This is a genomic window from Streptomyces sp. IMTB 2501 (assembly GCF_001953885.1).
In the GTDB taxonomy this organism is placed as follows: Bacteria; Actinomycetota; Actinomycetes; order Streptomycetales; family Streptomycetaceae; genus Streptomyces.
This window is the reverse complement of the sequence record NZ_MQUS01000024.1, coordinates 1-22,948: the sequence shown is the minus strand read 5'-3', so window position 1 is coordinate 22,948 and position 22,948 is coordinate 1. Positions and strand designations below refer to the sequence as shown.

The window sequence follows — 22,948 nt, the reverse complement described above, 5'->3', positions numbered from 1 at the left end:
CCCACCACCCCGTTGGGTCCCGGCCCGGCTGGGTCTATCGTCTGAGTTCCGGGGCCAGGACGAGGAGGACGGCCGGTGATGCCGCAGGACGAGGCCGTGGTCGGCCGTGTGGGCAAGGTGGTCATCGGGACGCGTGGTTCCGCGGGCCCCGGCGAGGTCCTGGTCCGGGTCCGGGGAGGCTCCGAAACGTTTCTGGCGTGGTCCGAGGATCCCCTGCCCGCGGGCGCTACGGTCCTCGTGATCGAATCACGGGGATGCCGCGAGGTCGGCGTCATCGAGTGGGTGGATCCATTGGACGCGCTCGGCGGCGACACCGCCGGCGCAAGCTGAGGAGTAGAGCATGTTCGGATACCGCGTTCCCGCTCCCGACGAGGCGATGTTGATCTCGGGGGGCCGGCGGGGACTGGGGGGCGCGCCGTTCCGAGTCGTGACGGGGCACGGCAAGTTCGTGGTCCCGTTCTTCCGCAAGACCCGCTTCCTCTCCCTGGCGATGTGCGAGTCCGAGGTCACCGAGACCTGTGTGACCAAGCAGGGCATCTCCCTGCACGTCCGCGCCGTCATCGCCTTCAAGGTCGGCAACGACCACGAGAGCATCATCAACGCAGGCCAGCGGTTCCTCTCCGACCAGGAGCAGATGTCGGTGCTGACCGGCCGGATCTTCGCCGGCCACCTGCGGGCCATCATCGGCTCGATGACCGTCGAGGAGATCGTCACCGAGCGGCAGAAACTCGCCGCCGAGGTCCTCGACACGTCGAAGGTGGAGATGGCGAAGATCGGCCTGATCGTCGACTCGCTGCAGATCCAGTCGATCGACGACGGCGACACCGGCTACATCGCCGCGATGTCCGCCCCGCACAAGGCGGCCATCCAGCGGCAGGCCCAGATCGCCCAGGCGCAGGCCACCCAGGCCGCGGTCGAGGCGGAGCAGGAGGCGGCCCGCAAGCAGGCCGAGTACGCCCGGCAGACCGCCGTGGTCAAGGCCGAGTACTCGGCCGAGGTGGACCGCGCCCAGGCCCAGGCCTCGCAGGCCGGACCGCTGGCGCAGGCGCACGCCCAGCAGGAGGTGCTGGACGCCCAGACCGAACTGGCCCAGCGTCAGGCCCAGTTGCGCCAGCAGCAGCTGGTGGCCGAGGTCGTGAAGCCCGCCGAGGCGGAGGCCGAGCGGGTCCGGATCCTCGCGGCCGCCGAGGCCCAGCGCATGAAGATCCAGGCCGAGGCCGCGGCCTCGTACGACCGGGTCGCGCTGGACCGGATGCTCATCGACCAGCTCCCGCAGATCGTGAAGGAGGCGGCGGGCGGCCTCGCCGGCGCCAATGTCAACGTCCTGAACGGCGCGGACGGCCTCGGCGAGATCGCCGCGGGCCTGGTGTCCCAGGGCCTGACGATCCTCGACTCGGTCCGGCAGAACCTGAACGGCCAGGAACCGGCCGAACGCCGTACCGAGGAGACCAAGTCCAACAGCCTGCTCCAGCTGCGCTCGGGCAAGGACCAGCGGTCGGACGACGGTCCGGTCGACGTCGACTAGTCGCTCCGCGGGTCGCGCCGCGAGGGGCTGTCTCGCGAGGGGTTCTATTTCGTCTGCGGCACCGTCGTGACCGGTCGCTCCCCGATCGCGTCGGCTGCCGCGGACAGGGCTCCCGTAGGACCGGGTCGCGGGCTGAGTTGTGCGGCCACCAGTGCCGTCAGTGCGAGGGCGAAGCCCAGGGTCTGGGGGAAGCTCAGTGACTCGCCCCGGGTGAGCCCGATGACGGTCGCGACCAGCGGGGACAGCAGCACCAGCGGTGCGGACGCGGCGACCGGCAGTCTGCCGATCCCACGGAACCACAGCGTGTAGGCGATCAGCCCGCCCATGCTGCCGAGCCACAGATAGCCGCCGGCGGCGCCCGCGTCGATCCGCTGCGGCACCCCCTCGACCGCCAGGGTGAGCGGAAGCAACAGCAGTCCGCCGGCGGTGAGTTGCCAGCCGGCCAGGGTCAGCGGGCCCACGCCCGCCGGGCGGCCCCAGCGCTTGGTGAGGACGACGCCGCCGGCCATGGTGGTCGTATGGCCGAGGCCGGCGAGCACGCCCACGGCGTCCAGCCGGGCCCCCGGTCCCAGTACCACCAGACCCACTCCGAGCACACCGAGCACGCCCCAGGTCAGCCGCCAGGCCGTCGGGCGGTCGTGGAGCGCCGCGAGACCCAGTCCGGCGACCAGCAGCGGCTGGGCGGCGCCGAGGGTGGCGGCGACACCGCCGGGCAGGCGTTCGGCGGCCACGAACAGCAGGGGCATGGCGCCGATGTTGAGGACGCCGAGGACCACGGTCTTCCACCACCACTCCCCGCGCGGCAGCACCCGGGTGAGCGCCAGCGCGAGCAGCCCGGCGGGCAGGGACCGCATCAGGCCCGCGAACAGCGGATGCCCGGGCGGGAGCAGCCGGGTGGTGACCACGTAGGTGGTGCCCCAGGACGCGGGAGCGAGCGCGGTCAGCAGGACGGTCGCCGCGTGCGCCTTGTAGCGATGCATGGGGGAAGTCTCGGCGGGACACGGTCATGATTCCAACGCATGGTTGCCATCGCAGCCATGAAGGAGAACGATTGATCCGTGGATCTGCAGCAGCTGCGTTACGTCGTCGCCGTCGCCGACACCCTCAACTTCACCCGTGCCGCGGAACGCTGTCAGGTGGTGCAGTCCGCGCTGAGCCACCGGATCGCCGCGCTGGAGCGGGAGGTGGGGGTGCGGCTGTTCGCCCGCTCCAGCCGGCGGGTCGAACTGACCGATGCCGGCGCGGCGTTCCTCGTCGGTGCGCGCGAGTGCCTGGCCGCCGCCGAGCGTGCGGTGGCCGACGCCGCCGCCGCGACCGGTGTGGTGCGCGGGCGGCTCGCGGTGGGCGTGATCGTGACCACGGCCGCCGTCGACGTACCCGAGCTGCTGCAGCGGTACCGCGCCCGGCACCCCGACGTCCAGGTCGTCCTGCGGTCCGGGCGCAGCGACGAGCTGGCGGCGGCGATCCGCGCCGGGGAGCTGGACATCGCCTTCCTCGGTCTGCCGGAGGGCGAGCGGCCGGCCGGCCTGGAGACGGTCGTCCTCGACCACGACCGGCATGTCCTGGTGGTGCCGACCGGGCACCGGCTGGCGGGCGCCGCCCGGGTCACGCTGACGGAGATCGCCGGGGAGACGTTCGTGGACTTCGTGGCGGGGACGCCCGCCCGCGCCCAGTCCGACCGGGCGTTCGCCGCGGCGGGTCTGGCCCGTGACGTCGCGTACGAGGCGGGTGTCGTGGAGCTGATCACCCGGCTGGTCGCGCGCGGGCTCGGCATCGCGCTGCTGCCGTCGGCGTTCATCCGGCCGCTCGCCGCCGACGACCCCGACCTGGCCCTGGTCCCGGTGACCGACGGGCCGCGCCGCCTGGAGTACCTGGCGTGGAGCCGCTTCAACCCCAGCCCGGCCACCCGGGCGATGCTCGACGTCCTCGGGGTCCGGGCACGGCCGGCGCGGTCCTGACAGAACCCGCAGAACCCGCTGCGGCACGCCGAGCACCAGCCCCTGCTGCGCCGCTCCGCCCCGCTGCTACGACAGCCCGCCCGGCCCCTGCTGCGGGTCCTGGTCGGCCCGCACCGGCGGATCCCCGGCTTCCGCACCCCGCACCCGGCCTCGTACCGCACCGCGCACGGCGGCCGCGGCTGAGGGGCGCGGGGCGGCCGTACTGGCGAGCAGGCGCAGGGCCGCGTCGGACGGGGAGCCGGGCTCGGCCGTATAGGCGATGAGACGCCGGCCGGAGGATCCGGGAAGGTCGAGGTTCTCGAAGCTCAACTCCAGTGCGCCGACGGCCGGATGGCGCAGGGACTTGGCCCCCGAGGTGCAGGTGCGGACCGGGTGACGGGCCCAGAGCGAGCTGAACTCACCGCTCTGGATGGACAGTTGGCCGATCAGTTCGGCCAGGGCACGGTCGTCGGAGTGCCGGCCGGCGACCAGGCGCAGGGAGGCGACCGCGAGCAGGGCCTCCTCCTGCCGGTCGGCGTACAGGTCCCGGTACCGCTCGTCCAGGAACAGCATCCGGATCAGGTTCGGGCGCTCTGCGGGCATGTCCGGGGCCTCCCAGGGCAGATGGGCGGCGAGCAGCGCGTGGCCGAGCCGGTTCCAGGCGACGACGTCGCCGCGCCGGTCCAGGAGGAGCGCGGGTACGTCGGTCATGGCCGCGAGCAGCTGGCGGGCGGACGCGGTCGCCCGCTGGGCGCGGGGCGCGGCGGGGCGGCGGGCGCCGGCGGGGCGGGCCAGGTCCTTGAGGTGGGCGCTCTCGTCGTCGGTGAGCCGCAGGGTGCGGGCGATCGCCTCCAGCACGGAGTCCGAGACACCGCCCGCGCGGCCCTGTTCGAGGCGGGTGTAGTGGGTGATGCTGACGCCGGCGAGCAGGGCCAGCTCCTCGCGGCGCAGCCCGGCGACCCGGCGTCGGGTCGGCGAGGCCGCGAGCCCGGCGTCCTCGGGCCGCAGCGCGGCACGGCGGGACTTGAGGAAGTCGCCCAGCTCGGACGGGGCGTCCATCGATGCCTCCTGGATGGGCTCGGATCGCGGTCGCGAGGTCGGCCGCCGCCCATCTTGCCCGCGTGGCCGCGTGAACGGGAGCCGTGAGGGTGGTCATGCGATGACCACCCTCGCGTGGGCCGGTCGGCGGACGGTTCTGGCTGGGCCGCCCGGACCGGACGAGCCTCTTTCTCCGCAACCCCTGTGAGGGGGACTCCGCGAGGAAGGAAACCATCGTCATGTCCACCATGGCCGAGGAACGGGCGGGCACCGCTCCCGCCGTCCTCACCCCTCGCCTCCGGCTGGTGCTGGTGGTGCTGCTCGCGGCCCAGTTCATGCTGGCCGTGGACTTCTCGATCCTGAACGTGGCGCTGCCGGTGATCGGCGCGGGGCTGGGCTTCTCGCCGACGCGTCTGCAGTGGATCGGCACCGCGTTCGCGCTGTGCGCGGCCGGGTTCACCCTGCTGTTCGGGCGGGTCGCCGACCTGTTCGGCCGCCGTCGGCTGTTCCTCGGCGGGCTCGTGGTGCTCGGCGCGGCCTCGCTGGCGGGCGGGCTGGCGCAGAGCCCGGAGGTGCTGATCACGGCTCGCGTGTTCCAGGGGCTGGCCACCGCCGCGGTGACCCCGGCGGGCCTGTCGCTGCTGACGACCTCCTTCCCGGAGGGGCCGCTCAGGGAGAAGGCGCTCGGCCTCAACGGGGCGCTGATGTCGGCCGGTTTCACCACCGGCGCGATCCTGGGCGGCCTGCTGACGGATCTGCTGTCCTGGCGGTGGTCGTTCTTCCTCAACGTCCCGGTCGCCCTCGCCGTCCTGTGCGTCGCGCCCGCCGTGATCGCCGAGTCCCGGCCGGCCGAGCGGCCGAAGCTGGACGTGCCCGGGGCCGTCACCGTCACGCTCGGCCTGCTGGCCGTCGTGCTCGGCCTCACCCAGGCCGGCGAGCACGGCTGGGGCTCGTCCGCGGCCCTGCTGCCGTCGGCCGCCGGAGTGCTGCTGCTGGTCGTGTTCTGGGCCGTCGAGCGCCGGGTGCCGGAGCCGCTGGTGCCGCTCGGCGTGCTCGGCAGGCGGACGGTGGCCTGGGGCAATGCCGTCGGTCTGATCGCGTTCCTCACCGAGACGTCCCTGGTGTTCCTGCTGACCCTCTACCTCCAGAAGGTGCTCGGCTTCTCGCCGCTGGCCGCCGGGCTGTCGTTCGGTGTGCTGGGCGTCGGCACGGTCGTGGGCGGCACGGTCGCTCCGCGGGTCATCGGGCGGGTGGGTGCCACGCCGGCGCTGATCGCCGGGGGCCTCGTCCAGACCGTGTGCACGGCGGCCCTGCTCGGCCTCGGCACCGGGCGCTCCTCGCTGTGGCTGCTGCTCGTCGCGACCTTCGCCGGGGGTGTGGGCAACATGGTGGTGATCGTCGGCTTCATGGTCACCGCCACGGGGGGCCTGGCCGACCGGGAGCAGGGGCTGGGGAGCGGGCTGGCCACGATGACCCAGCAGATCGGGATCACCATGGGGACGCCGGTGATGAGTGCGGTTGCCGCCGGCGGTATGGCCGGTGCGGATGTCCTCGGCGGGCTGAAGACGGCGATCGGTGTGAATGCGGGGCTTGTGCTGCTCGGGACGCTCGCCGCTGCGGTGTTCCTGCGGCGGCCGTCCGGACGGGTTCGGCGGTAGCCCGGCCGTGGGTGCGTTGTGGCTGGTCACGGCCCTTAGGGAGCTGCGGAGGACGGTGCTCAGCAGTACGGCGCCTGGTTGGTGAGCGACGCGGCCACCCGCGTCCACACCACGAACTGGCGGTACAGCGCGGGCAGTTGGCCGGTCGCCCGGATCGTACGGCTGTCGTCGGCCGTCACGCCCGGGAGGCCGAGGAGGGTGGTGGCGACGGACGTGGACTGCCAGCGGACGGTCAGGGTGGCCTCGGCGGAGGAGGCAGACGAGGCGGCGGGGGACGCGGGGCGGTGCGGGGACGGAGTCAGGGCCGGGGTCCCGGCCTGGCTCAGGACCTGGCTCAGGGCCGCCGCGACCCCCTCCTCGATGGCCTTCCGCGCCTCCGCCTCCGGTCGCAGCTCGGCCGCGAACCGGTCGTGGGCGTACTTCACGGGGACCGTGACGACGGACGCGTCCCACGCCGTCATCTCCGCACACGCCACGTCGTCACCCGTGAGGGCCAGCACGGGCACCCCGAGCGCCGCCGCCGTCGCATGGGTGAGCCCGATCTCACCCACCGGCCGCCCGTCCAGCCACATGTCCTCGATCTCGTGGCCCATAAAGCTGTGACTGAGGACACCCGGGGTGCCGGCCCGGGAGTGGTAACCGACGCACAGCACGGCGTCGTACTCGCTGGTCAGGCCCTCCAGCATGCCCATCTGCCTGGGTTTGCCCCGTACCAGCCGGACGGTGGGGTGCAGCGCCTCGGGCAGTAGATTGCGCATCGGGCCGTGCGCGTCGTTGACGAGGATGTCGGCGGCGCCGGCCGCCAGGGCTCCTCGTACGGCCGCGTTCACATCCTCGGCCATCATGGAACGGCCGCGCTCGTAGTCCCGGCCACCCGGCTGGACGTCGTCGGCGTCCACGAGCCCGGTGACGCCTTCCATATCGACACTGAGGTAGACGCGCACGCCTCGACCCTATCGGACCCTACGTATTGTAGGTTCCCAACCGCCAGCGGCCGCAGGGCTGTTCCATCGTCCGTTCACCGGGGGACCCATGCAGGACATGAATACGGAGGCCGGTGCGGAGGTCCGCCTGCGCAGTCTCGCGCCGACGCTGGCCCTGCTGGTCGTCAGCCTCCTCATCGCCGCCGTCGGCGTGTACGAGCTGTGCGGCTTCGGTCTGCACAGCCTCGACCGGCGTCCGCACCTGTTCAGCGACGGTCTCGCGACCGGCGGGGTGATCGTCGCCGCGGTCGCGGCGGGCGCCGCGGTCGGCAATCTGGCCTGGCATCTGGTGGCGGCCCGGCGCGGCAGGGAAAGGGCGAGGTAAGAGGCGTACCAGAGGAAGGGGCAGGGTAAGAGGAGATGCCGGTACGCTCCCGATACACAGGCATGTCACCCTACAAACTGTAGGGTGGATGTTTTCCCCCGTCCCTCTCCACCCAAGGTGACCAGTCACCATGTCCGCTCAAGCGTCGGCCCAGACCGAAGCGAAGGTCCCCCGTCAGCGCGGTACGCGCCCCACGTTCCCGGTGCCCGCGCCCAGCCCGCGGCTGCGGGCGGGGGCGGCCGCGGCCACCGTGTGGTACCTGCGGCTGATCGCCGTGTTCAACGTCATCGCGGTGATGTCGCTGCCGTTCCGCAAAGAGGTGCAGGAACACAACGACGGCAAGCTGTTCACCGCCCGCCATGTGCACGCCCACGCGCACCACGCGGGCCAGTTCTTCACCCCGTACCTGGCCACCGCGGGCCTGGCCTCGGCCGCCGCGGCGATCTTCCTGGCGCTGGTGATGCGCCGCGGGAAGCGGGCCGCGTGGGTGGTCAACATGCTGCTCGCCGGCCCCCTCTTCGTGCTCTACGTCCTTGCCCTCACCCAGCACCCGTTCGGCGACCACGCCTTCAACTGGGTCTCCACCGCCCTCACCGGCCTCTTCGTGGCCGCGCTGGTGATCGGCCGCCGCGAGTTCAACGCCGTCGGCGATCCCTCCAACCCCAAGCTGGCGCTGGCCGTCGGCGCCGGCGGGGTCGTGCTGACCGGCGGTCTCGGCACGCTGCTCGTGCACGCCACCAACAAGCTGCCGCACGCGCCCCTGATCGAAGAGCTGGCCTACTCCCTGCTGCGCGGCATCAGCGTCGGCCCGCTCGCCGACCGGGTCGACTCGGTGCACGCGCCCCGCTGGGTCGACATCATCATCAACATCCTGCTCGCGGCGGCCTTCTGCCTGGTCCTGTATGCCTGCTTCCGCTCCCCGCGCGGCCGCAAGCTGCTCACCGACGAGGACGAGGAGAAGCTGCGCGCGCTGCTCGCCAAGCACGGCGCCCGTGACTCCCTCGGCTACTTCGCGCTGCGCCGGGACAAGGCCGTCGTCTTCTCCCCCACCGGCAAGGCGGCCGTCACCTACCGCGTCGTCGGCGCCGTCTCCCTCGCCTCCGGCGACCCGATCGGCGACCCCGAGGCCTGGCCCGGCGCCATCGAGGCCTGGCTCACCGAGGCCCGCCGGCACGCCTGGACCCCGGCGGTGATGGGCGCGAGCGAGGAGGCGGGCACGATCTATGCCCGGCACGGCCTGGACGCCCTCGAACTCGGCGACGAGGCCATCGTGGACATCGCCGACTTCACCCTCGAAGGCCGGGCCATGCGCGTGGTCCGCCAGGCCCACAACCGGGTCAAGCGGGCCGGCTACACCGTCCGCATCCGCCGCCACGAGGACATCCCCGCCGAGGAGATGGCCCTGCTCGTCCAGCGCGCCGACGACTGGCGCGACGGCGCCACCGAACGCGGCTTCTCCATGGCCCTCGGCCGCCTCGGCGACTCGGTGGACGGCCGCTGCGTGATGCTGGAGTGCCGCGACGCGAACGACGAGCCGCGCGCCCTGCTCAGCTTCGTCCCCTGGGGCGAGCACGGGCTCTCCCTGGACCTGATGCGCCGCGACCGCGACTGCGAGAACGGCCTGATGGAGTACATGGTGGTGGAACTCCTGCTCCAGGCGAAGGAGTTGGGCATCAAGCGGGTGTCGTTGAACTTCGCGATGTTCCGCTCGGTCTTCGAGCGCGGCGCCCGCCTGGGCGCGGGCCCCGTCCTGCGCCTTTGGCGCTCCACGCTCACCTTCTTCTCACGCTGGTGGCAGATCGAGTCCCTGTACCGGGCCAACGCCAAGTACCGCCCCGTCTGGGAGCCCCGCTTCCTGCTCTTCGCCAAGTCCAGCGACATCCCCCGCATCGGCCTGGCAAGCGCCCGCGCGGAGGGCTTCCTGGAGCTGCCGGGGATGGGCGGGCGCCGGTCGTAGGAGGGCGCGAGGGGAGCGTCGTAGGCAGTTCCGGGCTGCGGCGCTACCCGCCCACCGTGAAGCCGATGACCGAGCCGCCGCCCTCCCGCCGGAAGGCGAACGGCGCTCCGCCATGTGCCATGGCGACCTCCCGCACAATGGACAACCCCAGCCCGGACCCCGGCAGGGACCGCGCGTCGGCGGCACGGTAGAACCGGTCGAAGATCCGGATCAGGTCGCCCTCGGCGATACCGGGCCCCCGGTCCAGCACCTCCACCCGCACGGTGCCCGTCCGCGCCGGCCCGGTGATCCTGACCTCGATCGGCGCCTTCCCGGCCCGGTCGAACTTGGCCGCGTTCTCCACCAGGTTGGACATGGCCCGCTGCAGCATCCCGGGCCGCCCGTCGGTCGTCGTGTCGCCGCTCGTCCGCAGCACGATGTCGCGTCCGGTACGGCGTTTGGCGAGCCCCACGACCTCCTCGGCGATGTCGGCGATGTCCACCCGCTGCAGCGGCTCGGTGTCGGACTGCCCCGCGGCGAGGTCGACCAGCTCGTTGACCAGGTCGGTCAGTTCCCGCGCCTCCTGGCCGAGGTCGGCGACCAGTTCGTCACGCGTGGCCGGCGGGAGTTCGTCGATGCGGCGGAGCAGGGAGATGTTCGTCCGCAGGGACGTCAGCGGGGTACGCAGCTCGTGCCCCGCGTCCTGGACCAGGCGCCGCTGGTCCTCCTCGGACTGCGCGAGCCGGCCGAGCATCCGGTCGAAGGCGCGGCCGAGACGCCCCACCTCGTCCAGCCCGGCCACCGGCACCTCGATGCCCAGCCGGCGGGTGCGGGCCACGTCCTCGGCTGCGGAGGTGAGGATCACCAGGCGCCGGGTGATCCGGCGGGCCAGCCACCACCCGAAGAGCCCGGCCGCCACCACGACGGCCACCATCAGGATCAGCGTCCGCCGCTGCAGCGTCCGCAGCAGATCCTCGGTGTCGCTGAACTCCTGCGCGACCTGGACCGCGCCCCGCCCGTCGCCGAGCGAGACGGTGGCGATGCGGAACAGGTCCCCGTCCACCGGTACGTCCTTGTGCTGGACGACCTTCCCGGCGGTCGTGGCGAGCGCCATGGCCTTGTCGCGGGAGGTGACGGGCAGGCTCGGATTGCCGTGGTCCACGATCTGGCCCTGTGCGCCCAGCACCTGCACATCGGTGCGGGCGGGCCGGACCAGGTCGTGCCCGGGGCGGGAGGAGGAGAAGTCCTCCGGGACCATCTCGTGCTGCCGAACCTCGTCCCGGACGTCCTGCACGACCTGCGAGAACACCGACTGCTGATCGACGCGGACCAGCCGCGCCGCGCTGCCGTACGACAGGATGCCGACGAGGATCGTGACGGCGGCGGTGACGGCCGCGAAGGAGACGGCGAAGGTGGTGCGCAGGGAGACCAGCTTGGGCCGGCCCGGGGCCAGCAGCCGCCGCAGGCGGCCCACCTAGTCCTCCCGCAGCACGTAACCCACGCCTCTCACGGTGTGGATCAGCTGGGGCGCACCGGGCTCGTCGAGCTTGCGGCGCAGATAGCCGACGTACACGGCGAGGTTCTTCGAGCCGGGACCGAAGTCGTAGCCCCAGATCCGGTCGTAGATCGTGGAGTGGTCGAGCACGATGCCCGCGTTGCGCACGAGCAGTTCCAGCAGCTCGAACTCGGTGCGGGTGAGCTCCAGCTCGCGCTTGCCGCGCCAGGCCCGGCGGGCCTGGAGGTCCATCCGGATGCCGGCGGCCTCGACCTGCCGGTCGGAGATCTGCACTTCCCGCCCGCCGGGCTCGGGCCCGGACCCCGCGCCGCTGCCGGCGGGAACGGGGCTGGTGCGGCGCAGCAGCGCCCGCAGCCGCGCGAAGACCTCTTCCACGTCGAACGGCTTGACCACGTAGTCGTCGGCGCCGGCGTCCAGACCCGCGATCCGGTCGGCGGTCTCCACCAGGGCGGTGAGCATCAGGATCGGGGTGCGGTCGCCCTCGGCGCGCAGCACCCGGCAGACCTGGAGGCCGTCGATGCCGGGCATCATCACGTCGAGCAGGAGGACGTCCGGCGGCGTCTTGTGGGCCTGCGCCAGCGCTTCCACGCCGTCGGCGACCGCCGTGACCTCGTACCCTTCCAGGGTCAGGGCACGCTCCAGGGCGTGACGGATGGCACGGTCGTCTTCAGCGAGCAGCACAGTCTGGGGCACACACCCAGTCTGCCAAGGCCGCCGCCCGTTCGGTCGGGACGAGCGGACCTACGATCACCCTTTTTACCGGCCTCTCACCGTCACAAGGGCAACCGGATTCAGGGGCCTGCCGTCTTCTCACCTCACCCGAGCGCCGAGCCGTGCCGCCTGTCGCGGCGACCAGCACCGGCTTGCCGACCAGCGCTTCCTTGTCCGGCACCGCACGGCACCACAGCAGGTGGCCAAGCCCGCGGAGCCACCGCGGCGGCAAGCAGGGACTGGCCGCCGAACGGTCCCCCTGGCCGGGTTATTCCGGACCCTTCCACACCTTCCGCCGGGCGGCTCACGAGGCCGCCGCCCAGGTCCCGCCACGACCACCACCCGGGCCCCGTCAGGGGACGAGAACCAGCCGCCCCCGCGCCCCGCCCTCGGCCAGCCGCGCATGCGCCTTGGCCGCCTCCTCCAGGGCGTACGCCTCCGCCACCCGCAACGTCAGCACCCCCGCGTCCACCAGCCGGACCAGCTCCGCGAGCTGCGCACCGTCGGCCCGCACCCAGACGTTCTCCCCACGCACTCCGCGCTCCGTCTCGGGCAGCACCCCGTCCCGCACGGCGACGAACGCGCCGCCGTCCCGCACCCACTCCAGCGCGGGCACCCCGAGCACGGCGGCGTCCAGCACCGCGTCCACGGCGCCCCGCTCGACCCCGTCGGCCGTGAACCGCGCGGCACCCAGGGAGCGCACCAGCGCCTCGTCACCGGCACGGGCGTGCCCGACGACCTCGATCCCCCGGTGCGCGGCCAGCTGCACCGCGAACCCGCCGACCGCCCCGGCCGCGCCGGTCACCAGCAGCTTCGCGCCCGGAGCCAGGTCCAGCAGCTCCAGGGCCTGCAGCGCGGTCAGCCCGTTCAGCGGCAGCGTGCCCGCGTGCACCGCGTCCACCGAGGCGGGCGCCGCGGCCACCGCACCCGCGTCCACGACGACGTACTCGGCATGCGCCCCCAGCGGCTCGGCCACCCCCGGCACCAGCGCGACCACCGCGTCGCCGGCGTTCCAGGCGGCGGGCGCGCCCACCGCGTCCACCGTGCCGGCCACGTCCCAGCCGAGGCCTATCGTCTTGCCGGCCCCGCCGAAGAAGCCCGCGCGAGAGGCCGCGTCCACCGGGTTCAGCGCACCCGCGGCCACCTTGATCCGCACCTGCCGCACCCCCGGTTCCGGCACCGGTACGTCCGCGATCTCCACGACCTCCGGACCGCCGAACGTCCGCACCACAGCAGCACGCATGTCAACTCTCCCCAACTGCAAGGCATTTGATGGCTTTCGCGGCACTTTTCCGGCCGCACCACCAACCGTAGGAGAGCTACTATCCATTGGTAAGTAGTTACCTGAGAGTGCGTAGCTGACCCAGAGGTGAGAACCCATGGCGACCACGACCGCCGCCCAGCGGCGCGAACAGGCCCGCGCCGACTACGACGCCTTCCTGCGCGAATGCCCCACCAACCAGCTCCTCGGCCGGCTCAGCGACAAATGGGTCAGCCTCGTCGTCGCCGCCCTGGCAGCCGGCCCCCGGCGCTACAGCGACATCGGCCGCAGGATCGCGGGCGTCAGCCCCAAGATGCTCACCCAGACCCTGCGCACCCTCGAACGGGACGGCATCATCACCCGCACGGTCACCCCGTCCGTCCCGGTCCGCGTCGACTACGCCCTCACCCCGCTCGGCGCCGGCCTCGCCGGCCTGCTGACCGCCGTGAAGGAATGGGCGGAGACCCACTTCGAGGAGGTACGAGCGGCCCGCGAGCGCTACGACACCGAGAACCCGCTGCAAGGCGCCCCGAAGCGTCCGGCGTAACGGGCTCCCTCAGAACCCTCCCTCAGAACGCGTACGCGTCCCCGGTGTTCAGCACGAGCACCTTCAGCCGGTCGTTGGCCCGGTTCTTGTCCACCGTGCCGCCGCTCCACGCCGTGTCGGTCTCCAGCGTGACCTGCGACGGCCGCTCCTTCAGCCGTACCGGCACGGTCAGCCGCTCGCCCACCCCGTTCACGGCCAGCGCGCCCGTCCCGCACAGCAGCGTCCGCTCGTCCTCCCGGGCGCACCGGGCGGGCAGCCGCTGCGCCGCGGCCAGCGCCACCGACCAGCGCAGCCGCACGGTCGCGCCCATGACGGCGGCGGGCCCGTTGTTGCGCGCGGTCAGCCTCACCTGCGCCTTGTCGCCCTCCATCACCACGGTCCCGTGAAAGGCCAGGTCGGCCTCGGGTGTGGGTACCGGGGCGGCCAAGGCGGCCCCCGGCACCACGACCGCACCGGCACAGGTCCCCACGACAACCCAGGTCCACATCCGCACACCGCTCACCACCCAACGCTCGCGATCCGACTGCTGTACGGATGTATGCCACGCGACCCGGTCGCCAGGCGCCGTCCATCAGGTGACAAGGGACCATGAAGGCCAAGGGGCAAGACGCCGAGGGGCCCGGGAAGGCCAGGCGCGCCCCCGTGCCAAGCTGCTGTCATGTCGATCCTCCGCTCCGCCGCCCTGTTCGTCGTCGCCGCGATCTTCGAGATCGGCGGCGCCTGGCTGATCTGGCAGGGCGTGCGCGAGCACCGGGGCTGGCTGTGGATGACCGGCGGCGTCCTCGCCCTCGGCGCGTACGGCTTCGTCGCCACCTTCCAGCCGGACGCCCACTTCGGCCGCATCCTGGCCGCGTACGGCGGGATCTTCGTGGCCGGCTCACTGCTGTGGGGCGCGATCGCCGACGGCTACCGCCCCGACCGCTGGGACGTGACCGGGGCGCTGATCTGCCTCGCCGGGATGGCCGTGATCATGTGGGTCCCCAGAAACGGAGGGTGACATCACCGGCCGAAGGAGCGCGGGGCCGTATGGGAGCGACCGGCCCGCCACGGCCTGCGGCCGGCCGTTCGCGTAACTCCCGCTGCGCCTATCCTTGCCAGGACCAGGCCGCACATCCAACCCGCCGAGGAGCAACCCCATGGCCCCGTCCCGCATAGCGGTAGTCACCGGTGCGAGCAGCGGTATCGGCGCCGCCACGGCCCGGCAGCTCGCGGAGGCCGGCTATCGCGTCGTCCTCACCGCCCGCCGCAAGGACCGTATCGAGGCGCTGGCCGAGGAGCTGACGAAGGCGGGCCACTCGGCGACGGCGTACCCGCTGGACGTGACGGACCGCGCGGCCGTGGACGAGTTCGCGACGGCGTTCCAGACGATCGGCGTACTCGTGAACAACGCGGGCGGCGCCCTCGGCGCGGACCCGGTGGCCAGCGCCGACCCGGCCGCCTGGCGCTCGATGTACGAGACGAACGTCATCGGCACCCTGAACCTCACCCAGGCCCTGCTGCCGAAACTGGTGGCGAGCGGCGACGGCGTGATCGTCGTCGTGTCCTCCACGGCCGGCCACGGCACCTACGAGGGCGGCGCCGGCTACGTGGCCGCCAAGCACGGCGAACACGTCCTCGCCGAAACCCTCCGCCTGGAGATCGTCGGCCAGCCGGTCCGGGTGATCGAGATCGCCCCCGGCATGGTGAAGACGGACGAGTTCGCCCTGACCCGCTTCGGCGGCGACGCCGACAGGGCGGCGAAGGTCTACGAGGGCGTGCCCGACCCCCTCACGGCCGACGACGTGGCGGAGACGATCACCTGGACGGTCACCCGCCCCAGCCATGTCAACGTGGACCTCCTGGTCCTCCGCCCCCGCGCCCAGGCATCCAACACCAAGGTCCACAGGGAGCTGTGATGCCGGAGACCCCCGACGCCGCCGACTCCCTGGAGAAGCGCCGCCTGGCCCAGGAGGCCAAGGACGAACGCAAGGTCTGGTACTTCCTCGGCTACTTCCTCTTCGGCATCCACATCGTGGCGTTCGTCATGATCTATGCCGTACTGCACGGCCACTGACCGGACCGTCAGCCCTTCACACAGACGACCTGCTTCAGCTTCGCCACGACCTCCACCAGATCCCGCTGCTGGTCGATGACCTGGTCGATCGACTTGTAGGCGCCCGGGATCTCGTCCACGACGCCGGAGTCCTTGCGGCACTCCACGCCCCGGGTCTGCTCCTCCAGGTCCTTCGTCGAGAAGCGCTTCTTCGCCGCGTTCCGGCTCATCCGCCGACCCGCGCCGTGCGAGGCCGAGTTGAAGGCCCTCTCGTTACCGAGCCCCTTCACGATGTACGACCCCGTGCCCATGGAGCCCGGGATGATCCCGTACTCGCCGGAGCCGGCCCGGATCGCTCCCTTGCGGGTGACGAGCAGGTCCATGCCGTCGTACCGCTCCTCCGCCACGTAGTTGTGGTGGCAGGAGATCTCCGGCTCGAAGGTCGGCTTGGCCTTCTTGAACTCCTTGCGGATGACGTCCTTCAGGAGCGCCATCATCAGCGTGCGGTTGTACTTGGCGTACTCCTGCGCCCAGTAGAGGTCATTGCGGTAGGCCGCCATCTGCGGGGTGTCCGAGACGAAGACCGCCAGGTCGCGGTCGACCAGGCCCTGGTTGTGCGGGAGCTTCTGGGCCACGCCGATGTGGTGCTCGGCGAGTTCCTTGCCGATGTTGCGCGAGCCGGAGTGGAGCATCAGCCACACCCCGCCGTGCGTGTCCGTGCAGAGCTCCGTGAAGTGATTTCCCGACCCCAGCGTCCCCATCTGCAAAGTCGCCCGCTCCCGGCGGAACTTCACGGCATCGGCGACCCGGTCGAACCGCCCCCAGAAGTCATCCCAGCCCGCCGTGGCCAGCCCATGGAAGTCCCCCGGCTGCACGGGATCCTCATGCATCCCCCGCCCCACCGGAATGGCCTGCTCGATCTTCGACCGCAGCCGCGACAGATCCCCCGGCAGGTCGTTCGCCGTCAGGGACGTCTTCACCGCCGACATCCCGCAGCCGATGTCCACCCCGACCGCCGCCGGGCACACCGCGCCCCGCATGGCGATGACGGAGCCGACCGTCGCGCCCTTGCCGTAGTGCACGTCCGGCATCACGGCCAGGCCCTTGATCTACGGCAGGGTCGCCACGTTCTGGAGCTGGCGCAGGGCCACGTCCTCGACCGTCGCGGGGTCCGTCCACATCCGGATCGGGACCTTCGCGCCCGGCATCTCCACGTACGACATACGTTCCTCATTCCCCCGAAAACGACAACAAAGGACTTACAGAAGGCTTATAGGCAACAAAAAGGAAATTGGCGCCAAGGTCAGCGAAAGCAGACAAGGGACCGGCGGCCACAGCAGTGCGTGCGATACACATTGTCTCCAGGGGGCGCCCCGCTGCGGCAAGCGAATAACCAGCGGGGACACTGGAGCACCGAGCAAGGACATGTCCGAGAGGAGCCCGACCGTGCAGCGGAAGGCATATGTAACCGGCACCGCCGCCGTCCTTGCGGCGCTGCTGGTCGGCTGCACGAGCGGCTCGGGCGGCGGCGGCACGACGGACAACGAAAACCCGGGCGAGGCCGGCAGGACCACGGTGGCCGCCCAGCCCGGCAAGTACCGCACACTGCCCGAACCGTGCGGCGCGGTCGGCCACGACACGCTCGACTCGATGCTGGGGACCAAGCAGATCCCCGACCCCGGCCAGCGGGACAAGGCCTATCAGGGTCAGGCCGAGCTGACCTACGACACCGATCGCAAGGTCGGCTGCCACTGGAAGGTGGACTCCACCGACGCCACCGACCGTCTCTCGGTCGACTTCGAGCGCGTGGTGTCGTACAACAACTCGGTCAGTGACGACGACCAGGCGCAGAAGCTGTTCGAGGACAAGGAGACGGCCGCCGACCTCCCCGAGCCGAGCGGTTCCTCGCCGGCGTCCGGGTCGCCGACGCCCACCTCCGCCTCCGCCTCCGCCCCGAGTTCCTCACCCACGTCCTCGCCAAGCACCGGTGGCTCCCCCTCGGGCTCCGCCTCCCCCGGCGCCTCCGGCTCGGGCTCCCCCTCCGGCTCCCCCTCCCCCGGCGCCTCCGCGGCCGATCTGCAGCCGCGCGTGCTGTCCGGTCTCGGTGACGAGGCGTATATCGACGATCAGCTCAGTCCGTCCGGTTCGACCGCCCAGCAGCGGACGGTGACTGTGGTGTTCCGCACGTCCAACGTCGTCGTCACCATCGAGTACGAGGAGCAGCCGACGGCCGGCGGAACGGTCCCGGACAGCAAGGAAATGCAGGACAGGGCCCGTGATCTGGCCTCTCAACTGGACGACGCGCTGGGCGGTTGACGGCCCCCGGAGCCGCTCGCCGAGCCGTCTGCGAAGTACCCGAACCGAAACCGCACAGCTCCTTCACCGCGTACCGTGGGCTCCCGCAGGAACCCGCACGACTACCAAGCGTCACGAGTGAAGGAACCATGCAGCGAGCAGCCCAGCGAGACGACCGTGCCCGTCGAGAGATGCGTGGCAAGCGCCTGAGCCGTGTTCTTGTCTGCGCGGCAGCCGTTCCGGCGGTGCTGATCACCGCCGCCTGTTCATCGGGCTCGGGGGACTCCAAGGACAAGGGCACCGGCAGCAGTGCCCAGCAGTCCGCGAGCGGCGGCACGAAGCCGTCGGGGAGTGCGTCCTCGTCCGTGCAGGCGGCCGCGTACAAGAAGCTTCCCGACGCGTGCTCGGTGCTGTCGAACAAGACCCTGACGGATCTGGTGCCGCAGGGCACGTCGGGTAAGAAGGGCAGTTCGGACGATCCGTCGTCGCGTGCCTCGTGCTCCTGGAACAGCCTGGACAACAACGGCGTCAAGGGTTCGCAGTTCCGCTGGCTGAACGTCTCCCTGCTCCGCTTCGACTCGGACACCACGCGTGGCTCCGGTGAGGCGCAGGCCCACACGTACTTCGGTCAGCAGGTCAAGGACGCCGAGGGAGTGGACGGCGCGAAGAACACCAAGAACATCCCGCTGTCCGGTACGGGCTCCGAGGCCACGGCCGTGCGCTACGACCTGCAGAAGAAGGAAGGCCTGTTCAAGCAGCAGACGGTGGTCGCGCGGGTCGAGAACGTGGTCGTCACGCTCGACTTCAACGGCGCCGGTCTCGCGGGCGAGAAGACCCCGGACGCCGACGATCTGACGAATTCCGCGGAGCAGGCGATCAAGGAGGCGATCGGGGCGGTGTCGTCCGCCAACGGCGGCTCCTCGTCGGGCGGTTCGTCCTCGGACTCCTCGGCCTCCCCGTCCAAGTCGGCCTCTTCCAGCCCGTCTCCGTCCAAGTCGGCCACGAAGAAGGGCTGACCGAGGGGGCCGAAGCCCCGACCGGTACCACGCTCGCCCTGAGCGTGTGCCACCCTGTTGCGCGCAACAACAGGCAAGGGGAGGGGAGTACGAGTGGCCGCGCCACCGCAGCTGACTCGGATGCACCGCGTACTCATAGGCGTGGTCGTTTCCGGCGCCTTGATCATCGCCGGTATCGGCTTCGCCGGCTCGTACGCGGCCGTCCGTGAGCTGGCCATCAAGAAGGGTTTCGGGAACTTCTCGTATGTGTTCCCGATCGGCATCGACGCGGGTATCTGTGTCCTGCTGGCCCTGGACCTGCTGCTGACCTGGATCCGTATCCCCTTCCCGCTGCTGCGCCAGACGGCGTGGCTCCTGACGGTGGCGACGATCGCGTTCAACGGCGCCGCCGCCTGGCCGGACCCGCTGGGTGTCGGCATGCACGCGGTGATCCCGATCCTGTTCGTGGTCGCGGTGGAGGCGGCCCGGCACGCGATCGGGCGGATCGCCGACATCACGGCGGACAAGCACATGGAGGGCGTCCGCCTCACCCGCTGGCTCCTCTCCCCGGTGCCGACGTTCCTCCTGTGGCGCCGCATGAAGCTGTGGGAACTGCGCTCCTACGACCAGGTCATCAAGCTGGAACAGGAACGTCTCGTCTACCAGGCCCGCCTCCGCTCCCGCTTCGGCCGCGCCTGGCGGCGCAAGGCTCCGGTGGAGTCCCTGATGCCACTGCGCCTGGCCCGCTACGGCGTTCCCCTGGTGGAAACGGCCCCGGCGGGGCTTGCGGCGGCCGGCATAGAGCCGCTTCTGCTGCCGGCGGCGCCGCAGCCGCAGCTGGCGCCGGCCACCGATCCGGCCCCCGCGGCTGCGGGCGGTCGTGCCGCCGGGACGGCGCCCGTTCCCCAGCAGGCGGCACCCCCCGGCGGGCAGCGCCCCGGTGTCCCCGTGGACGTGGACGAGCAGAGCCCTTGGTTCCAGGCCCAGCAGCAGGCCGAGTACCACGGTGGCTACGACCCCACCTACGAACCGGCCCCCGATCCTCAGTACGTCCCCGAAGAGGAATACGAGGAGTGGTACGAGGAACAGCCCCCGGAGCAGTTCCAGCAGCCCTCCTCGTCGGAGGAGACCGGCAGCTTCCCCATCCCGGTGGGCCCGAACCGCACCCGCGAACTGGGCGACGGCGGCGGCACACCCCCTGTCGAGCCGGGCGAGGAGGAGTTCTACCAGGTCTTCCGCCAGTCGATCGACGGCAGCTACCCGACCGCCGGCCAGTTCCGCGGCGACGTGGAGGCGACGTACGGCACCTCGCTGCCGCAGCGTGAGGCCGAGCGCATGGTCAACCGTTTCACCAACCGCCACACGGCGGAACTGCAGGAAGACCACATCGCGTAAGGGAAAGCGCGGCGCATGGAAGAAGGGGCCCTCGATCCGAGGGCCCCTTCTCCGTTACCGCTTACTCGTCACCGCTTACTCGCCGAGCAGGCGCCGTACCCGCTCCTGCCCCACTGCGAGCAGCAGCGTGGGCAGTCGCGGCCCGGTGTCGCGCCCGACCAGCAGGTGGTACAGCAGGGCGAAGAAGGTCCGCTGAGCCGTCTTGATCTCCGGCGGCAGCTCCTTGGGCGTGGCGTCGGCCGAGAACCCGGCCTGCACCTTGGGCACGCCGTAGACGAGGTGGGTCAGGCCGTCCAGGGACCAGTGCCCGGCGAGCCCGTCGAGCAGCAGTCGTACGGACTGCTGGGACGCCTCGTCGAGGGACTTCAGCAGTTCGGCGTCGGGCTCGTCGCGCACGATGGTGCGCTGGTCGGCGGGGACGTGGGTGTTGATCCACGCCTCGGCCTTGTCGTACCGCGGCCGTGCCTCGTCGAGGGAGGCGAGCGGCTGCTCCGGGTCCAGCTCGGAGAGGATGCGCAGCGCCTGGTCCTCGTGCCCGGCGGTGATGTCGGCGACGGAGGCGAGCGTGCGGTACGGCAGCGGGCGCGGCGTCTTCGGCAGCTCACCGGCGGCCGTACCGACGGCACGGGTGTAGGCGGCGACGTCGGCCGGCAGCGCGGAACCGTCGGCCACCTTGGCCGCGAGCTTGTCCCACTCGTCGTAGAGCCGCTGGATCTCCTGGTCGAAGGCGATCTTGAAGGACTGGTTGGGCCTGCGGCGGGCGTAGAGCCAGCGCAGGATCTGGGGCTCCATGATCTTCAGCGCGTCGGCGGGCGTGGGCACCCCACCGCGCGAGGAGGACATCTTCGCCATGCCCGAGATCCCGACGAACGCGTACATGGGCCCGATGGGCTGCTTGCCGCCGAAGATGCCGACGATCTGGCCGCCCACCTGGAAGCTCGACCCGGGCGAGGAGTGGTCGACCCCGCTCGGCTCGAAGATGACGCCCTCGTACGCCCAGCGCATCGGCCAGTCGACCTTCCAGACCAGCTTGCCGCGGTTGAACTCGCTGAGCCGGACGGTCTCCGTGAAGCCGCAGGCGGTGCAGGTGTACGACAGTTCGGTGGTGTCGTCGTCGTACGAGGTGACGGTGGTCAGGTCCTTGTCGCAGGTGCCGCAGTACGGCTTGTACGGGAAGTACCCGGCGGAGCCCGACGAGCCGTCGTCCTCGCCCGCCGCGCCCGAGCCCTCCTCGGCCTCCAGCTCGGCCTCGTCGACGGCCTTCTGCTGCTTCTTGGCGGGCTTCGGCTTGGTCCGGTACTGGGCGAGGATCGCGTCGATGTCGCCGCGGTGCTTCATGGCGTGCAGGATCTGCTCGCGGTAGACACCGGAGGTGTACTGCGCGGTCTGGCTGATCCCGTCGAACTCGACGCCCAGCTCGGCCAGCGAGGCGACCATCGCGGCCTTGAAGTGCTCGGCCCAGTTCGCGTACGACGAGCCCTTCGGCGCCGGGACGGAGGTGAGCGGCTTGCCGATGTGCTCGGCCCAGGACTCGTCGACGCCCGCGACGCCGGCCGGGACCTTGCGGTACCGGTCGAAGTCGTCCCAGGAGATCAGGTGCCGGACCTGATGGCCGCGGCGGCGGATCTCGTCAGCGACCAGGTGCGGGGTCATGACCTCACGGAGATTGCCCAGGTGAATGGGCCCGGAGGGGGAGAGGCCGGACGCGACGACAACGGGTTTACCCGGGGCCCGGCGCTCCGACTCCTCGATGACCTCATCCGCGAAACGGGAGACCCAGTCGGTGGTCTCGGTGCTCTGAGCCACGATCGGCACGTCCTTCTTTCTGAACGGGGTGACACCCCATTCTCACAGACCGGTTCGCGCGCGCGAAAACGGCTTTACCTTCCGTGGGATACTGGCGGGGTCTATCCATCCCCACGAGGAGAACGGCACCCATCCCTATGGCCTCGGTCACGTCCCTCAGCGATGTCGTCCAGCAGCATCTCGCGTCCGCCCTCTCGGCCACCCTGCCGGAGGCGGCCGGTGCGGACCCGCTGCTGCGACGAAGTGACCGGGCCGACTTCCAGGCCAACGGGATCCTGGCCCTGGCGAAGAAGGCGAAGGCGAACCCGCGGGAGCTGGCGACGCAGGTCGTCTCCCAGGTGGTGACGGGTGAGGTGATCAAGGACGTCGAGGTCTCCGGACCCGGCTTTCTGAACATCACGATCGCGGACCGGGCGATCACCGGGAACCTGGCCGCGCGATACGCGGACGAGACCGGCCGCCTCGGCGTGCCGACCGCCGCGCACCCGGGCACGACGGTGATCGACTACGCGCAGCCGAACGTGGCCAAGGAGATGCACGTCGGTCATCTGCGGTCCGCGGTCATCGGTGACTCGGTGGTCCAGCTCCTGGAGTTCACCGGCGAGCAGGTGGTCCGCCGGCACCACATCGGCGACTGGGGTACCCAGTTCGGCATGCTCATCCAGTACCTGGACGAGCACCCGCACGAGCTGGACCACAAGGCGTCCGCCGAGGACACCGCGGCTTCGGGTGAGGAGGCGATGTCGAACCTCGACCGCCTCTACAAGGCCGCGCGCAAGAAGTTCGACTCCGACGACGAGTTCAAGACCCGGGCCCGCCGCCGGGTGGTCGACCTCCAGGCGGGGGACCCGCAGACCCTCGCCATGTGGCAGAAGTTCGTGGACGAGTCGAAGATCTACTTCTTCTCGGTCTTCGAGAAGCTGGACATGGAGATCCAGGACCCCGACATCGTCGGCGAGTCGGGGTACAACGACATGCTGGCCGAGAC

The 22,948-nt window shown here is 71.3% G+C and carries 22 protein-coding genes and 1 pseudogene; 14 read left to right on the top strand and 9 right to left on the bottom strand.

Annotated elements, in window-relative coordinates; genetic code table 11:
• Positions 1 to 78: 78 nt before the first annotated feature.
• On the top strand, positions 79 to 330 hold the full coding sequence (locus AV521_RS32780; protein WP_076093604.1) for a hypothetical protein: 252 nt from the start codon (positions 79 to 81) through the stop codon (positions 328 to 330).
• A 10-nt stretch (positions 331 to 340) separates the two neighbouring features.
• Positions 341 to 1,525 (top strand): flotillin family protein, encoded by a 1,185-nt coding sequence (locus AV521_RS32775; protein WP_076093602.1) that lies wholly within the window; start codon positions 341 to 343, stop codon positions 1,523 to 1,525.
• A 44-nt stretch (positions 1,526 to 1,569) separates the two neighbouring features.
• On the opposite strand, the gene AV521_RS32770 is transcribed toward AV521_RS32775, so the two are convergent.
• Positions 1,570 to 2,505 carry an EamA family transporter gene (locus tag AV521_RS32770; RefSeq protein WP_076093600.1) on the bottom strand — a complete coding sequence of 312 codons (936 nt, stop codon included), beginning with the start codon at positions 2,503 to 2,505 and terminating at the stop codon, positions 1,570 to 1,572.
• A 78-nt stretch (positions 2,506 to 2,583) separates the two neighbouring features.
• On the opposite strand from AV521_RS32770, the gene AV521_RS32765 reads away from it, so the two are divergent.
• The gene (locus AV521_RS32765) at positions 2,584 to 3,483 is read left to right on the top strand and encodes a LysR family transcriptional regulator (RefSeq protein ID WP_076093598.1); all 900 of its coding nucleotides are present in this window, start codon (positions 2,584 to 2,586) and stop codon (positions 3,481 to 3,483) included.
• A 66-nt stretch (positions 3,484 to 3,549) separates the two neighbouring features.
• Here AV521_RS32765 and AV521_RS32760 read toward each other — a convergent pair whose 3' ends face one another.
• On the bottom strand, positions 3,550 to 4,521 hold the full coding sequence (locus AV521_RS32760; RefSeq protein ID WP_079249515.1) for a helix-turn-helix transcriptional regulator: 972 nt from the start codon (positions 4,519 to 4,521) through the stop codon (positions 3,550 to 3,552).
• A gap of 218 nt (positions 4,522 to 4,739) precedes the next feature.
• Between AV521_RS32760 and AV521_RS32755 the strand changes: the two genes are divergently transcribed.
• Positions 4,740 to 6,158 carry an MFS transporter gene (locus tag AV521_RS32755; RefSeq protein WP_076093596.1) on the top strand — a complete coding sequence of 473 codons (1,419 nt, stop codon included), beginning with the start codon at positions 4,740 to 4,742 and terminating at the stop codon, positions 6,156 to 6,158.
• Positions 6,159 to 6,217: 59 nt separating this feature from the next.
• Here AV521_RS32755 and AV521_RS32750 read toward each other — a convergent pair whose 3' ends face one another.
• Positions 6,218 to 7,102 (bottom strand): M55 family metallopeptidase, encoded by an 885-nt coding sequence (locus AV521_RS32750; protein ID WP_076093594.1) that lies wholly within the window; start codon positions 7,100 to 7,102, stop codon positions 6,218 to 6,220.
• An 88-nt stretch (positions 7,103 to 7,190) separates the two neighbouring features.
• Here AV521_RS32750 and AV521_RS32745 point away from each other — a divergent pair, with 88 nt between their 5' ends.
• Together AV521_RS32745 and AV521_RS32740 are read left to right on the top strand one after the other, a co-directional pair.
• Positions 7,191 to 7,466: a hypothetical protein gene (locus tag AV521_RS32745; protein WP_076093592.1), complete on the top strand. Its 276-nt coding sequence runs from the start codon at positions 7,191 to 7,193 to the stop codon at positions 7,464 to 7,466.
• Positions 7,467 to 7,596: 130 nt separating this feature from the next.
• Positions 7,597 to 9,423, top strand: coding sequence for a phosphatidylglycerol lysyltransferase domain-containing protein (locus tag AV521_RS32740; protein WP_079249514.1), 1,827 nt, complete (start codon positions 7,597 to 7,599; stop codon positions 9,421 to 9,423).
• Positions 9,424 to 9,466: 43 nt separating this feature from the next.
• Here the strand turns inward: AV521_RS32740 and AV521_RS32735 are convergent, their stop codons facing one another.
• The 3 genes from AV521_RS32735 to AV521_RS32725 form a co-directional block, all read right to left on the bottom strand.
• On the bottom strand, positions 9,467 to 10,876 hold the full coding sequence (locus AV521_RS32735) for a HAMP domain-containing sensor histidine kinase (protein WP_076093590.1): 1,410 nt from the start codon (positions 10,874 to 10,876) through the stop codon (positions 9,467 to 9,469).
• Positions 10,877 to 11,599 (bottom strand): response regulator transcription factor, encoded by a 723-nt coding sequence (locus AV521_RS32730; protein WP_076093588.1) that lies wholly within the window; start codon positions 11,597 to 11,599, stop codon positions 10,877 to 10,879.
• A 382-nt stretch (positions 11,600 to 11,981) separates the two neighbouring features.
• Positions 11,982 to 12,872, bottom strand: coding sequence for an NADP-dependent oxidoreductase (locus AV521_RS32725; RefSeq protein WP_076093586.1), 891 nt, complete (start codon positions 12,870 to 12,872; stop codon positions 11,982 to 11,984).
• A gap of 136 nt (positions 12,873 to 13,008) precedes the next feature.
• Between AV521_RS32725 and AV521_RS32720 the strand changes: the two genes are divergently transcribed.
• A complete protein-coding gene (locus AV521_RS32720; RefSeq protein WP_076093584.1) occupies positions 13,009 to 13,437 on the top strand; it encodes a helix-turn-helix domain-containing protein in 429 nt (142 codons plus the stop codon).
• Between the two features lie 22 nt (positions 13,438 to 13,459).
• Here the strand turns inward: AV521_RS32720 and AV521_RS32715 are convergent, their stop codons facing one another.
• Complete coding sequence (locus tag AV521_RS32715; RefSeq protein ID WP_256725768.1) at positions 13,460 to 13,939, bottom strand: hypothetical protein; 480 nt, start codon at positions 13,937 to 13,939, stop codon at positions 13,460 to 13,462.
• 156 nt (positions 13,940 to 14,095) lie between these two features.
• Here AV521_RS32715 and AV521_RS32710 point away from each other — a divergent pair, with 156 nt between their 5' ends.
• The 3 genes from AV521_RS32710 (at position 14,096) to AV521_RS49595 (ending at position 15,490) form a co-directional block, all read left to right on the top strand.
• Positions 14,096 to 14,434 (top strand): YnfA family protein, encoded by a 339-nt coding sequence (locus AV521_RS32710; protein WP_076093581.1) that lies wholly within the window; start codon positions 14,096 to 14,098, stop codon positions 14,432 to 14,434.
• A 139-nt stretch (positions 14,435 to 14,573) separates the two neighbouring features.
• A complete protein-coding gene (locus AV521_RS32705; protein ID WP_076093578.1) occupies positions 14,574 to 15,332 on the top strand; it encodes an SDR family NAD(P)-dependent oxidoreductase in 759 nt (252 codons plus the stop codon).
• On the top strand, positions 15,332 to 15,490 hold the full coding sequence (locus tag AV521_RS49595) for a hypothetical protein (protein ID WP_179023553.1): 159 nt from the start codon (positions 15,332 to 15,334) through the stop codon (positions 15,488 to 15,490). The genes AV521_RS32705 and AV521_RS49595 overlap by 1 nt, the downstream gene beginning before the upstream one ends.
• 8 nt (positions 15,491 to 15,498) lie before the next feature.
• Here the strand turns inward: AV521_RS49595 and AV521_RS32700 are convergent.
• Positions 15,499 to 16,692, bottom strand: a pseudogene (locus tag AV521_RS32700) (RtcB family protein).
• 223 nt (positions 16,693 to 16,915) lie between these two features.
• Here AV521_RS32700 and AV521_RS32695 point away from each other — a divergent pair.
• The 3 genes from AV521_RS32695 (at position 16,916) to AV521_RS32685 (ending at position 20,154) form a co-directional block, all read left to right on the top strand.
• Positions 16,916 to 17,785, top strand: a complete 870-nt coding sequence (locus AV521_RS32695) for a hypothetical protein (protein ID WP_076093576.1) — start codon at positions 16,916 to 16,918, stop codon at positions 17,783 to 17,785.
• Between the two features lie 170 nt (positions 17,786 to 17,955).
• On the top strand, positions 17,956 to 18,780 hold the full coding sequence (locus tag AV521_RS32690) for a DUF3558 domain-containing protein (RefSeq protein ID WP_256725767.1): 825 nt from the start codon (positions 17,956 to 17,958) through the stop codon (positions 18,778 to 18,780).
• Positions 18,781 to 18,900: 120 nt separating this feature from the next.
• Positions 18,901 to 20,154 carry a DUF2637 domain-containing protein gene (locus AV521_RS32685; protein ID WP_076093572.1) on the top strand — a complete coding sequence of 418 codons (1,254 nt, stop codon included), beginning with the start codon at positions 18,901 to 18,903 and terminating at the stop codon, positions 20,152 to 20,154.
• 75 nt (positions 20,155 to 20,229) lie between these two features.
• On the opposite strand, the gene lysS is transcribed toward AV521_RS32685, so the two are convergent.
• Positions 20,230 to 21,969, bottom strand: a complete 1,740-nt coding sequence (lysS, locus tag AV521_RS32680) for a lysine--tRNA ligase (protein WP_076093570.1) — start codon at positions 21,967 to 21,969, stop codon at positions 20,230 to 20,232.
• Between the two features lie 128 nt (positions 21,970 to 22,097).
• Between lysS and argS the strand changes: the two genes are divergently transcribed.
• The coding region (gene argS / locus AV521_RS32675; RefSeq protein ID WP_076093568.1) for an arginine--tRNA ligase at positions 22,098 to 22,948 on the top strand (851 nt) is incomplete at its 3' end.

Excerpts from the sequence above, each read along its gene's own strand:
- AV521_RS32780 (WP_076093604.1), top strand. The coding sequence starts at position 79 with ATGCCGCAGGACGAGGCCGTGGTCGGCCGTGTGGGCAAGGTGGTCATC.
- AV521_RS32775 (WP_076093602.1), top strand. The coding sequence starts at position 341 with ATGTTCGGATACCGCGTTCCCGCTCCCGACGAGGCGATGTTGATCTCG.
- AV521_RS32770 (WP_076093600.1), bottom strand. The coding sequence starts at position 2,505 with ATGCATCGCTACAAGGCGCACGCGGCGACCGTCCTGCTGACCGCGCTC.
- AV521_RS32760 (WP_079249515.1), bottom strand. The coding sequence starts at position 4,521 with ATGGACGCCCCGTCCGAGCTGGGCGACTTCCTCAAGTCCCGCCGTGCC.
- AV521_RS32755 (WP_076093596.1), top strand. The coding sequence starts at position 4,740 with ATGTCCACCATGGCCGAGGAACGGGCGGGCACCGCTCCCGCCGTCCTC.
- AV521_RS32745 (WP_076093592.1), top strand. The coding sequence starts at position 7,191 with ATGCAGGACATGAATACGGAGGCCGGTGCGGAGGTCCGCCTGCGCAGT.
- AV521_RS32740 (WP_079249514.1), top strand. The coding sequence starts at position 7,597 with ATGTCCGCTCAAGCGTCGGCCCAGACCGAAGCGAAGGTCCCCCGTCAG.
- AV521_RS32725 (WP_076093586.1), bottom strand. The coding sequence starts at position 12,872 with ATGCGTGCTGCTGTGGTGCGGACGTTCGGCGGTCCGGAGGTCGTGGAG.
- AV521_RS32720 (WP_076093584.1), top strand. The coding sequence starts at position 13,009 with ATGGCGACCACGACCGCCGCCCAGCGGCGCGAACAGGCCCGCGCCGAC.
- AV521_RS32710 (WP_076093581.1), top strand. The coding sequence starts at position 14,096 with ATGTCGATCCTCCGCTCCGCCGCCCTGTTCGTCGTCGCCGCGATCTTC.
- AV521_RS32705 (WP_076093578.1), top strand. The coding sequence starts at position 14,574 with ATGGCCCCGTCCCGCATAGCGGTAGTCACCGGTGCGAGCAGCGGTATC.
- AV521_RS49595 (WP_179023553.1), top strand. The coding sequence starts at position 15,332 with ATGCCGGAGACCCCCGACGCCGCCGACTCCCTGGAGAAGCGCCGCCTG.
- AV521_RS32690 (WP_256725767.1), top strand. The coding sequence starts at position 17,956 with ATGCGTGGCAAGCGCCTGAGCCGTGTTCTTGTCTGCGCGGCAGCCGTT.
- AV521_RS32685 (WP_076093572.1), top strand. The coding sequence starts at position 18,901 with ATGCACCGCGTACTCATAGGCGTGGTCGTTTCCGGCGCCTTGATCATC.